Raw genomic sequence first — 11,617 nt, forward strand, 5'->3', positions numbered from 1 at the left:
AGAAACAACCGTAAAAGTCTGAACATTTGCTCAGAGTTGCACTTGTACAACATCGTCAAACCCCGTGATAATCTTACGCGTAATAGAATTCTAGGCTGGATTGGGCTACAATAAAGAAATCGATTATTTTTTTCTTGGAGTGAACAAAATGATAGAAGAATTAAAAAATGTCTGGGAGGAAGGCAGCGAGGAAGAGCAGGAAATACTGAGACTCGCCCTCCAAGCCATTCGCCAAAAGCGAGAGCGCAACAGCTCTTTTATATCGGGCTTCCTCGGCTTGAAAGGGGAGCTTGTGGATGAACGTACGTATCGTTTTCACATACCGATCACCGTGTTCATGCACAACTCGACTGGAGCCGTTCATGGCGGTCTGTTGGCGACTCTCGTTGATTCGGTGATGGGCTCGCTCGTCAATCGGTCACTGTCGCCGGAAGAATACGCTGTGACCACCGAGCTGAAGATGAACTACCTGCGCCCGGGAAAGGGAGAAACGCTGCGAGCCGAAGCGACTTTCCTGCATCGTGGACAGACATTGGTCGTAATGGAAGCCAGCGTATATGATGACCGAAACAAAAGAGTCGCGCACGGAACGGGAACATTCATGGTATTGAAGCGTTAGTCAGCACAAAAAACAGGAAAAAACCTCTGCGCACAAAAGCGTGTGAGAGGCTTTCCGGTTGGTCTTGCAAGCAAATCACCGGATAGTGACAAGCCCGCTGTATTGCGAAATATACGCGAGCAGCTTGGATGAGAGTGGCACGATAAACTCCATGTTTTCCCTCTCGACGATCCCCGAGCGAGAGATGACGCGGGCCCATTTGACGACAAGCTTGTAGTAGTCGGAGCCAAAGGTGGAGTGAATCGTTTCGCTTTGATAGCGAAAGGAAACGGGAGCCGTGTCCAGCTTGACCGGGACCATGCTCACGATGTCATGCAAGAATAAATGGTATGTCGTGTGTGGTTTGAAGAATACCAGTTCCTTGCTTGTGACGGAGCAACCGAGGCTGGTGTTCATTTGTGAGAATTTGAGCTCGCCTTCCATATTCTTTAGGCGGATAAAGTCGTTGTTCATGGTTGTTCCCCTCCAGTCAGTAAGTCGGAAATGGGTGTCTCTCTATCATAGTAAGGTGCAAGACCACAGTGCAAGTGAAAACAATGGAATGGAAGAGAAAAGAAGGAGATGGAGTCCATGCTGGAAATTGCCAAGCAGGCAGCAAAAGTAGCGGGGGAGTACCTTCAGGGACGTTTTTTGGAGCAGCTCGTGCCAGATGAAGAGCTGCACAACGATGTCAAATTGCCCGAGGACAAAGAAAGCGAGCGGCGGATCATTGAGGTGATTCACGGTCATTTTCCTACCCATACCATCTTCTCGGAAGAAGTGGGCATGGTATCCCGCGAAGAAGAGTATTTATGGATCGTAGACCCGCTGGATGGGACGAATAATTATTTTATTGGCTTTCCATATTTCTCTGTGTCGATTGCTTTGCAGCACAAAGGGGAGCTCGTACTGGGCGTTGTCTACAACCCAGTGGCAGGTCAGATGTTTTGGGCGGAGAAAGGAAAAGGCGCGTATTTAAATGGTAAGCGGCTGTCCGTCAATGACCGGACCGATTTGACCCGGGCCGTTGGAACCTATATTCGTGGAAGAAACACGGTGACAAAAGAACAGGAGCTCGATTTTACCAAGCCGTTTATGATAAACACGAAGCGCCTGCTGCGCAACGTAGCTCCGGCGCTGGATTGGTGCCTGCTGGCGAACGGCTGGCTGGACTACGTCGTCATGCAGCGTTCGGGGATCATGGATGTCGCTGCCGGAATCGTCATTGCACAGGAAGCTGGAGCCACCATCACGGACTGGAAAGGCAGCGCGTATCAGCACGAGCCGTTTACCCAAGAGGGCTTTCGCTCCTTGCTGGCGAGCAATGGACACTTGCATGAAACCATTCGCGGCTTGATCGAGGAATAGACGATAGCCCATCGCTCTTGGTAAGATCCGGCAGCAGCAATTCGATGATTGCTGCTGCCGGTTTTTTCATTCAGGAAAATTGGGAAACCATTATTTCCCTAATCCGTATTACTGGATTGTCTGTAAGATGGAAAGCTGAGGTGAAAAAGATGGCACGCTTGGAATACCGATTGCTGGATGAAGCAAATGGTTATCCGGTACTGTTCTATTATGAGCGAATTGACAAGGATGAGGTCTCTCTGCGATTTGCTTGCGATTATCTGGTCAAAGGGCACGTTGTGTATGAGAAGACCTCTTGCGCAGTCGAGCCCAGCTGCTATGTTGTGTATGTCAAGCGTTCGACGGAGGAACAGGCAGTCGATTATGCGCACACAGCGTCAGCTCGCTGGGGAAGCATACAAATCGAGCTCAGGCATTTTCGGGAAGGGACAACGACATATCCACTGGTTCATACCTTCTATTGCAAGGATGATGACGATGCCTTACTCTACCTGCAGAGCAATTATTTGATGCACGACGGTCAGGAGTGGGAAAAGACTTCGGCCGAAGTGGATGAAGACCGGCGCGTATACGTGTATTATGCGCAGCCAACGTTGTAGGAGGAAGAAAAGATGGCTCATACCAAGACAGCCAAGATGGTCGGCTTGTTCGTGGCTGCTGCATTGACCGTCACGGGATGCTCCTCGTCGTCAGATTATGATGATGATTGCTATGATGACGATAACGATGGATATTGTGACGACGGCGGCCGTTCCGGCGGAAGCTCGTCTACGTACTATCGCTCGGGCACAAGCAAGTACAAAAGCAGCTCAACCGGGGTAAGCAGTGGCTCCTCCGGGTTCAGCTCCAGCAGTTCCAAGGGTGGAATTGGCAGCTCTGGCACAAGCTCCGGGTAATGAGGGATGACGATGGGAAAATGGACGCAATCAGAGCGGGAACAGTTATACGGACCGATGCGAGAGGAAGGCATTTTTACCTGGGACAGGATGTACGGAGAAGAGTATGCGCTGGCGGATATTCATCTTATTTCGAGAACGCTTCGTGACGAGCTGGCTCGGGCGACGAGTGGATTAGGCGCTGTCTTTACAAAGGTTGTCCCGGTGCTGCAGCAGGCAGAGGATGCTCTCCTGCTTGATTTGGGGGTACCGGAGCAGGCGCTGCAGGCTGTTCGCAAAGCAGTATTGCCTGACATGCCAACAGTGATTGGACGCTTCGACTTTGCGCAGACGTCTGAAGGCTTGAAAATGCTGGAGTGCAACAGCGATACGCCGACGGGTATTGTAGAAGCGTTTTACGTAAACGGGCAAGCCTGTCGCTTTTATCAGCATGAGGACCCCAACGCTGGCATGGATTCGCATTTCGCGTCTGCCTTTGAAAAGCTTCTCTGGGCGTATCGCAAGCACGGATATTCCACTGAGCAGATCTGGTTCAGCTCACTGGATTGGCACGAGGAGGACAAAGGGACTACCCAGTATCTTCTCAGTCAATCGGGCCTTTCTGCCAGGTTCGCCGCCCTTGAGCAGCTGCGTGTCTGGAACGATCGATTGTATGCGCAGGATGGTGATCATTTGCGTCCTGTCGATCTTCTTTATCGGCTGCATGCGCTGGAAAAGCTGGCAGAGGAGCGCGATGAAGACGGCTATCCGACAGGTGCACATGTCCTCTCGCTGATCGCGGATCAAAAGCTCGCTATTATCAACCCGCCAAGTGCCTTTTTAATCCAGACCAAAGCGTTACAGGCACTCATCTGGAGTCTGCACGAGGAAGGGGAGTTTTTCGATCGCGACGAGCAGGACTTGATCGCCACCTACATGCTTCCTACCTATTTTGAAAACCGTTTTCTAGGAGAATCCGACTACGTCACCAAGCCTGTTTTTGGACGGGAGGGCGGGGGAGTCACTCTCTTTGATGCAGCGGGAGAAATCGTGGACAAAGACCAGGAGGACAGCTATTGGGATCAGCCCATGATTTATCAGAAGCGGGTAGAGCTTCCCAGGATCACGGTGAAGACCGAGGGTGGCCCCTACGATGGGCGGCTCCTGTGGGGCTCGTTCTGGATTGGCGGGCACGCTTCTGCTATCGTCGCTCGTGTCGGTGGACCTATTACGAATAACATGTCCTACTATTTGCCGGTAGGGCTAGAAGGATAGCGAGGGGGAGATAAACGTCATGGATTCGCAGTTCGGTTATTTATTGAATTTCTTTACGTATTTGGTTGTGACACTTCCGATTTTGGCCCTGGGCATTTTCGTATTTACCTGGACGACTCCCTATAAGGAGTTCGAGCTGATCAAAAACGGCTCCCAGACGGATGACCCGAAAAAAGTGGCGGCGGCAAAAGCGGCCGCGCACGATTTGGGCGGAAAGATCATCGGCCTTGCGATCGTGCTTGCTTCGGCGGTCTATCATTCCGTGAGCTTGTGGGATCTCGTCATCTGGGGAATCGTCGGCATGATATTTCAAGTGCTGGTCTTTTACCTCTTTGAATGGATTACACCTTTTAAGGTAGTTTCGGAGATTCCGAATGGCAACGTATCTGTTGGCATCTTTGCATCTCGGTTGAGCATCGCAGCCGGTCTTTTGATGGCTGCCCTCATCAGCTACTAGCGAATGTAAGTCATACGATGCTTGGCCGGGGGAGGAGTCTGTTTGTTCTGGCGTGTGATTTACGAAATCTTTGTGATCATGCTTGTCATTACCTATGCAATCCTGTTGTCTGCAGACTTTTCCGTTCACCCGCTGCTGACAGATGAGCTGATGAATCAGGTGGATGTGGGACTCATCACGTTTTTGATCGTGGAGTACCTGGTCCGCTTGTGGAGGGCAAAGGACAAGCGCACATTTATCATCAGCAACTGGTTCGATCTTGTAGCTATGATACCTTTCGATCATTATTTTTATTTGGCCAGATTCATGCGGATCATGAGGCTGATTCGCATTTTGAAAGCTTCTCCCTTTTTGTGGAGCGTCGTGCAGTCCGGTTCTATGCGCCGCGTCTTCGGCATCGTCTCGATGATCATGCTGTGGAGCTCTCTGGCGATCTACCTGCTTGAATACGGCGTGAACGACAAAATCACGAGCTTTGGGGATGCACTCTGGTGGTCTGTTGTCACGACGACGACAGTGGGGTACGGCGACATTTCGCCTGTTACGCCAGGGGGACGCATCATGGCGACCATCCTGATGCTGACAGGGATTGGGATGCTGGGCGCCCTCACCGCCAATTTTGCTACCCATTGGACACAACTGCATGATCACAGAGCGGGAGCGAAGCAGGATCGAGTCACCGACGAAATGAAAAAGCAAGTGATCGGACATATTCAAACGATGGAAGAGCTGACGGAGGAAGAATACGAGTCATTGAAAGAGACCGTAGATTTGTTATACCGTCGCTGCAGGAAAAAAGAGAATCAGAACAAAGATAGCCGCTGAGTGTTTGCTTGGCGGTTTTTCTTTTCCCAGGGTACGTAAAATACAAGGAAGAGGAAGTTATATTAGGCAGAAATATCAATTTTTGATTGACGTAGGAAGGGAAAGGCAATTATAATTCCGAGTAACCGCATATGATTTATCTAATAAAGGTGAATAGGGGAGAATTCAATGGGGGAAACCGCGGTTCTGTTACTTGCACACGGTTCACCTGATCCAGATTGGCTGGAATTGGTTGAATCAGCAGTTCGTCAGTGCCGTCTCGACTTGCCCGTTCGAGTAGCCTTTCTCGGTGGCGTAGAAGGTCGCAGCATCCCGGAAGAGCGAGAGCGTCTGGAGCGAACTGGAGCGAAACGAATTATCGCGGTGCCGCTCTTTGTCACAGCAGGCAGCTCGCATGTGAATGAAATTCGAGAGCTACTGGGAATGGACAACGAGCATCCGGAGGCAGCGTCAATCCCTTGTCGCCAGGGTAGCTCGAGAATCGTGTGGTGCTCTCCGTTGGAGGATCATCCGGTGGTGGAAAAGATTGTCGCATCGCGTATTCAGACGTTAGCCAGAAATCCGCGCGCCGAATCCCTGCTGTTGGTAGGTCACGGAAACGAATCTGCCGTGGGCGGGGTCAAATGGGACAGGATGCTGCAAAGACTGACGCTGCGTCTGCAAAACAGGTTTCTGTTTGCGGGGGCCGGTTACGGTACGCTGCGCCCGGATACGTTGCGCGAACAAGCCCGCTTGCTGGCTGACAAAGGGGAGCTCATCGTCGTACCGCTTTTTGTTAGTCAGGGTTACTTCACTCGCAAAGCGATCCCGCAAAAACTGGATGGACTCTGTTACCGCTATGACGGAAGTGCGTATCTTCCGCATCCTTTGGTGGCGGAGTGGATCAGTCAATCGGTTCGCGCAGCAGTAGGAAATGACTTTTTCACACAAAGGGGAGTGTATGAGAATGGCAGAGAGAAAACAGTGGAAATGGGCAGATGATCCATCGTTGAACAAGATGGAATTCACCAAGCTTGAGAAAGACGGATTGGACGTCATTGAAACGATCGTCAACACGTATTCCAAAGAAGGCTTCCAATCGATTGAATCTTCTGACATGGACCGCTTTAAATGGGCGGGCGTCTACCAGCAGCGTCCCAAAGACGGGCATTTCATGATGCGTGTGCGCATTCCCGGTGGGATCCTGAACAGCGAGCAGGCACGTGCCCTGGCGAAAATCGCAGTAGATTACGGGCGTGACCTGGTCGATGTAACCACGCGGCAAGCCGTGCAGTTTCACTGGCTCACCGTCGAGTCACTGGCTGATATATTTGAGCGTCTCGCATCTGTAGGTCTTTCCTCCTTCGAGGCTTGTGGAGACTGCCCGCGTCAGATTATGGGCAACCCGCTTGCTGGGATCGATCCCCATGAAGTTCTAGACACACGCCCCCTGGTGGCTGAGCTCGAAAAATTTTTCCTGTTGAATCGGGAGTTTTCCAACCTCCCTCGCAAATATAAAATTTCCATTTCCGCCAATATACACAACGCCGCCCATGCGCAAATCAACGATCTGGCTTTCACACCAGCGAAGAAGACGATCGCCGGGGAGGAAGTCATCGGTTTCCATGTTTGGGTAGGAGGCGGGCTGTCGGCCAAGCCGCATTTGGCAAAAAAGCTTGATGTCTTTTGCCGACCGGAAGAGGTCGTGAAAGTAGCGGAAGGCGTCACGACTTTGTTCCGCGATTTCGGTTATCGTCAAAAGCGCACCCATGCCCGTCTGAAATTTCTCGTCGCAGATTGGGGAGCAGAGAAATTTAAAGAAGAGCTGATCAACCTCGTCGGTGAACTGGAAACCGAAGGCGAAGATCTGCTGAAGGGCTGGAATGGGGGCTATTTCTACGGCATTCACGAACAGCAGCAGGAAGGGCTGTACTATGCAGGTCTCTCCGTTCCGGTTGGACGGATGAATGCAGCAGAGCTGATCGAGCTGGCGCGTCTGGCAGATGAGTACGGGGATGGTACGATTGGTACCTGCAACACACAAAACGTGCTGATCCGCAACATTCCACAAGAGAAGGTGGCGGCTTTTCAGGCAGAGCCTCTCATCGTCAATCGCTTCAAGCTGACTCCGAACACATTTGTCGGCTATGCGGTATCTTGTACGGGTACGGAGTATTGCAACCTGGCAATCGTCGAGACAAAAGAGCGGATGCGTTCCCTGGCGCTCTACTTGGATGACGCCGTGACGCTGGATACGCCTTTGCGCATTCATATGATTGGCTGCCCGAACTCTTGTGGCCAGCGTCAAATTGCGGATATCGGCTTGCAGGGTGCATTGGTCAAAACGCCTGCTGGCATGGTCGAGGCGTTTGACATCCACGTAGGCGGTACCTTGGAAGAGGCACAGTTCAACCGCAAGCTGAATGCACGTATCACGGTAGATAAGCTGGGTCCTTTCCTGGCTCAACTGATCACGCTCTACAAAGAGGATCGCCAAGAGGGTGAGCAGTACTGGCGCTATGTAGAACGGGTAGGCTTGGAACGCATTCAGGAGCAGGTGGATTCCATTTTGCAGACGGCGTAAATACAAGAATGGCAGCAGAAATGAGGGACCGGCATGACAGAAGAGCAAACAGAGAGCTATCTATACAAACTAGAAGCGGAGCTGGAGGAAGGGCGACTGCTGACGGTGGTCGTCCTTGCCAAATCAGACGAGCGAGCATTCAGCACTGCTGAGAACAATATTTTGCGGCATACGATTTCACCGCCGCACATCAAACAGCTGAGTCTCGTCGAGAAGAAGCCGATCGGCAGACAAGGCGTAGGGTACGTCATCGAGACTTCCCATTTCGGATAAACAAAAGACCAACGAGGGAGGGAGCACGATGACGAGAGGCAGCGTATGGTTTGTCGGGGCAGGACCAGGTGACCCGAAGCTGTTGACAATCAAAGGAATGGAAGCACTTAGTCGGGCCGACGTGGTGGTTTACGACCGTCTGGCAAATCCGCTGCTCCTGACGCACGTCAAGCCGCATGCACGACTGGTGTACTGCGGAAAGGAAGCAGATCGGCACACCTTGCCGCAGGAAGAGATCAACCGGCTGCTGGTCCAGGAAGCGCAAAGCGGTCATACCGTGGTCCGGTTAAAAGGGGGTGACCCCAGCATGTTCGGGCGTGTGGGAGAAGAGGCGCAGATGTGCCTCGAACACGGAGTCCCGTTTGAGATCGTGCCGGGGATTACCTCGGGCATGGCTGTGCCGCTCTATGCAGGTATTCCCCTTACGCATCGGGAGTACAATTCGTCTGTTGCATTCGTCACCGGTCATCTTTGCGAGAAAAAAGCAGGCAAAGAGCCGGACTGGCGGGCGCTCGCCTCGATGGAAACGCTTGTGATCTACATGGGGGTCAAAAATTTGCCGTACATCAAAGAGCAGCTGCTTCTGCACGGCAAGCATGCGGATACCCCTGTTGCGCTCGTGCGCTGGGGCACCCTTGGAAAACAGGAAACAGTATCGGGAAGGCTGCAAACCATTGATCGGACGGTGTTGGAGGCGGGCTTTAAGGCACCTGCCATCATCGTCATCGGAGAGGTCGTTCACCTGCGTGAAAGTTTGAACTGGTACGAGAAAAAGCCGTTATTTGGTCAGCGAATGGCGGTCGCTTCTTGCCGGAAGGACGGGAGAGGACTGATCCAGGAGCTGGAGCTTCTAGGTGCAGAAGTCTGGCCGATTCCGCTTCGGGAACAGCCTGCGTCATCACAAGGGCTGAGCGGGGATGCTGCTGCGTATGAATGGCTGGTTTTTGATGGCGTTCAGCATGTTCGGGCTTTTTTTCGGGACCTGTCGAGTCGGCGTTTCGATATTCGTCAGCTGACAGGCAAGATTGCGGTGGTCGGTAAAGAAACAGCGGCTTTATTAGAGGAAAAGGGCTTATACCCACAGCTTGTGTTCGAGGGTACAGTCCGGACTTCTGATCTGCATCAAGCGTTGTCCGCGAGAAGTGGCGAGCGAATCCTGCATATCACGAACGATTTAGGAGCAGGCATTTTCCAGGTGGAAGAAAGCACCGTACACCGTGTATCGGCCGCCGCGCTAGAGTGGGATTCGCAGCATCCAGCATCAGGCTGGTTCGCCTCGGAATCGTTCGACTGGTTGGCAACCGACGATCCAGCTGCGCTGTTCGCACTGGCTCAGTTCGCAGGTGAAGGCTGGCAGAAAAGGCGCCTTTTGTGCCTCGGTGAGGATGCGATGGCGCAAGCGAAAAAAATGGGCTGGGACGCAGTTATCGAATGCGAGGCAGGAACAGAACAGCTCACGAGCGTACTCGTTTCGTTGAAAACAGGAAAAGAAGCAGCACACCTCTATACGTAATCGTTAGACGGGCGTGTGATTGGAGGTGTTCGATCCCGTGGGATGGAGTTATGCTGCGATTGCGATTGCCTTGTTTTTTGCCATGAATATTGGAGCGAGCGGAACGGCGGCCTCTATGGGGGCAGCTTATGGGAGCGGGGCTGTTCGAAATAAGCGGTTGGCCATGGGTTTAGTAGCCATTGCTGCACTGCTAGGAGCCGTGCTAGGTGGCGGAGAGGTCGTCAAAACCATCAGTGGAGGCATTATTCCATCCAATCTGATGATCGTCGAGACAGTTGTCATCGTTCTGGCATCTGCTACCCTGACCTTGTTCGGAGCCAATCTGCTGGGAGTCCCGCTTTCGACCAGCGAAGTGACGGTAGGCTCCATCGTGGGGGTCGGTCTTGCCTATCAGTCGCTCTACCTGCAGAGCCTGCTTGTGATTGTTACCTTTTGGCTGATCATTCCGGTTGTCGCTTTTTTCGGCGCGTATGCCATCGGCAAGCTCATCCACCGAATCAACGTACGGTACCCTGATCTGCAAAAGAAAGGGACGAATACGGAGCGCTGGCTTCGCTGGCTGTTGGTAGGCTGTGGTGTGTACGAAGCTTTTTCAGCAGGGATGAACAATGTGGCAAATGCAGTAGGTCCATTGGTAGGGGCAGGCTTGATGAACACGGATTCCGGCATTTGGATCGGGGGAGCGGCAGTCGCTGTCGGCTGCCTGGCATTGGGCGGAAAGGTGCTGGAGACCAACGGGAAGAAAATCACGTCGCTCTCGCTCTTGCAGGGAAGTGCCGTGTCGGCGACAGGAGGAACATTAGTGATCGTCGCCTCGCTTTTCGGGATTCCGGTGCCGCTGACTCAGGCGACGACCTGTGCCATTTTGGGAGTAGGGACAGCGGAGAACGGCTTCAAGCTTTGGCAGAAAGGGATTATCAAGCAAATTATCATGGTTTGGATCGTCTCTCCCGTCTCTTCCCTTGCCGTTTCCTTTGCTTTTGTGCATGTGTTCCTTCGCTCCGATCTCTATATGCTGGCAGCGCTTATCAGCGTTTTCGTAGCGACACTGGGGTTTATCGGATTGATACGCCTCATTCGCAGGGAAAATAGTTCGATCAATGATCAAGGAGGCGGCATATGAGCCAATGGAGTTATGCTACGGCAACCGACGAACGACTCGCAGTCCTAAACAAGGAGCTGGGAGGCGGCGACACGCTGGATGTCATCAAATGGGCGTATCAGACGTTTTCTGATGATTTGATTTACTCTTGCAGCTTTGGGGCAGAAGCGATGGTGCTCATCGATATGATCAGCGATGTGAAAAAGGATGCGAAAATCGTTTTTCTGGACACCCATCTTCACTTCCAGGAAACGTATGACCTGATCGAAAAAATACGTGCGCGCTACCCCAAATTGCAAATTACCGTCAAACAGCCACAGCTGTCCCTGGAACAGCAGGCTGCTAAGTACGGGGATGAGCTGTGGCTGCGTCAGCCGGATCAATGCTGTCAGATTCGCAAGGTCGAGCCGATGGATCAGGCACTCCGAGGCGCTGTTGCTTGGTTGTCCGGTCTGCGTCGTGAACAGTCTGCGACTCGGGCGAATGTGCAGTTTGTCAATCGCGACGAGAAGTTTGAATCGTTGAAAATTTGTCCGCTCATCCACTGGAAATCCGAAGAAGTATGGCAGTACATACGGATTTTTGAGCTGCCCTACAATGCTTTGCACGACCAGAGCTACCCGAGCATCGGGTGTGCGCCTTGCACGCGAGCAGTTGCACCTGGGGAAGACGAGCGCGCAGGCAGATGGGCGGCGCATTCAGGAAAGACGGAGTGCGGTCTTCACTTGGCGAAGTAAAAACAACCTGAGGACAAGAGAAATATAGAAA

At 52.4% G+C, this 11,617-nt stretch carries 14 protein-coding genes; 13 read left to right on the forward strand and 1 reads right to left on the reverse strand.

What is annotated here, in order from left to right; translation table 11 throughout:
- The first annotated feature begins 148 nt into the window (after positions 1-148).
- On the forward strand, positions 149-619 hold the full coding sequence (locus EDM55_RS14710; protein ID WP_092268619.1) for a PaaI family thioesterase: 471 nt from the start codon (positions 149-151) through the stop codon (positions 617-619).
- A gap of 75 nt (positions 620-694) precedes the next feature.
- Here EDM55_RS14710 and EDM55_RS14715 read toward each other — a convergent pair whose 3' ends face one another.
- Positions 695-1,072 (reverse strand): hypothetical protein, encoded by a 378-nt coding sequence (locus tag EDM55_RS14715; protein ID WP_092268622.1) that lies wholly within the window; start codon positions 1,070-1,072, stop codon positions 695-697.
- A gap of 117 nt (positions 1,073-1,189) precedes the next feature.
- Between EDM55_RS14715 and EDM55_RS14720 the strand changes: the two genes are divergently transcribed.
- The 12 genes from EDM55_RS14720 to EDM55_RS14775 all read left to right on the forward strand — a co-directional run bounded on the left by EDM55_RS14720 (position 1,190) and on the right by EDM55_RS14775 (position 11,586).
- A complete protein-coding gene (locus EDM55_RS14720; RefSeq protein ID WP_092268624.1) occupies positions 1,190-1,966 on the forward strand; it encodes an inositol monophosphatase family protein in 777 nt (258 codons plus the stop codon).
- A 149-nt stretch (positions 1,967-2,115) separates the two neighbouring features.
- Entirely contained in the window at positions 2,116-2,565 is a 450-nt protein-coding gene (locus tag EDM55_RS14725) for a hypothetical protein (protein WP_122960702.1), read from the forward strand.
- Positions 2,566-2,577: 12 nt separating this feature from the next.
- Positions 2,578-2,862 (forward strand): hypothetical protein, encoded by a 285-nt coding sequence (locus EDM55_RS14730; RefSeq protein WP_092268626.1) that lies wholly within the window; start codon positions 2,578-2,580, stop codon positions 2,860-2,862.
- A gap of 12 nt (positions 2,863-2,874) precedes the next feature.
- Complete coding sequence (locus EDM55_RS14735; RefSeq protein ID WP_218033703.1) at positions 2,875-4,116, forward strand: glutathionylspermidine synthase family protein; 1,242 nt, start codon at positions 2,875-2,877, stop codon at positions 4,114-4,116.
- Positions 4,117-4,135: 19 nt separating this feature from the next.
- The gene (locus tag EDM55_RS14740; RefSeq protein WP_122960623.1) at positions 4,136-4,573 is read left to right on the forward strand and encodes a DUF350 domain-containing protein; all 438 of its coding nucleotides are present in this window, start codon (positions 4,136-4,138) and stop codon (positions 4,571-4,573) included.
- A 42-nt stretch (positions 4,574-4,615) separates the two neighbouring features.
- Positions 4,616-5,398, forward strand: coding sequence for a potassium channel family protein (locus EDM55_RS14745; protein ID WP_122960624.1), 783 nt, complete (start codon positions 4,616-4,618; stop codon positions 5,396-5,398).
- A gap of 168 nt (positions 5,399-5,566) precedes the next feature.
- Complete coding sequence (locus EDM55_RS14750; RefSeq protein WP_122960625.1) at positions 5,567-6,379, forward strand: sirohydrochlorin chelatase; 813 nt, start codon at positions 5,567-5,569, stop codon at positions 6,377-6,379.
- Positions 6,345-7,961, forward strand: a complete 1,617-nt coding sequence (locus EDM55_RS14755) for a nitrite/sulfite reductase (RefSeq protein ID WP_092268636.1) — start codon at positions 6,345-6,347, stop codon at positions 7,959-7,961. Before EDM55_RS14750 ends, EDM55_RS14755 begins: the two co-directional genes overlap by 35 nt.
- A 33-nt stretch (positions 7,962-7,994) precedes the next feature.
- The gene (locus tag EDM55_RS14760; RefSeq protein ID WP_092268638.1) at positions 7,995-8,234 is read left to right on the forward strand and encodes a DUF3906 family protein; all 240 of its coding nucleotides are present in this window, start codon (positions 7,995-7,997) and stop codon (positions 8,232-8,234) included.
- Between the two features lie 28 nt (positions 8,235-8,262).
- Positions 8,263-9,747 (forward strand): uroporphyrinogen-III C-methyltransferase, encoded by a 1,485-nt coding sequence (gene cobA, locus EDM55_RS14765; protein ID WP_092268641.1) that lies wholly within the window; start codon positions 8,263-8,265, stop codon positions 9,745-9,747.
- Between the two features lie 37 nt (positions 9,748-9,784).
- Positions 9,785-10,870, forward strand: a complete 1,086-nt coding sequence (gene cysP / locus EDM55_RS14770) for a sulfate permease (protein ID WP_092268643.1) — start codon at positions 9,785-9,787, stop codon at positions 10,868-10,870.
- Positions 10,867-11,586 carry a phosphoadenylyl-sulfate reductase gene (locus EDM55_RS14775; RefSeq protein ID WP_092268645.1) on the forward strand — a complete coding sequence of 240 codons (720 nt, stop codon included), beginning with the start codon at positions 10,867-10,869 and terminating at the stop codon, positions 11,584-11,586. The genes cysP and EDM55_RS14775 overlap by 4 nt, the downstream gene beginning before the upstream one ends.
- Positions 11,587-11,617 lie beyond the last annotated feature (31 nt).

This window comes from Brevibacillus centrosporus, from assembly GCF_003710815.1.
GTDB lineage: Bacteria > Bacillota > Bacilli > Brevibacillales > Brevibacillaceae > Brevibacillus > Brevibacillus centrosporus.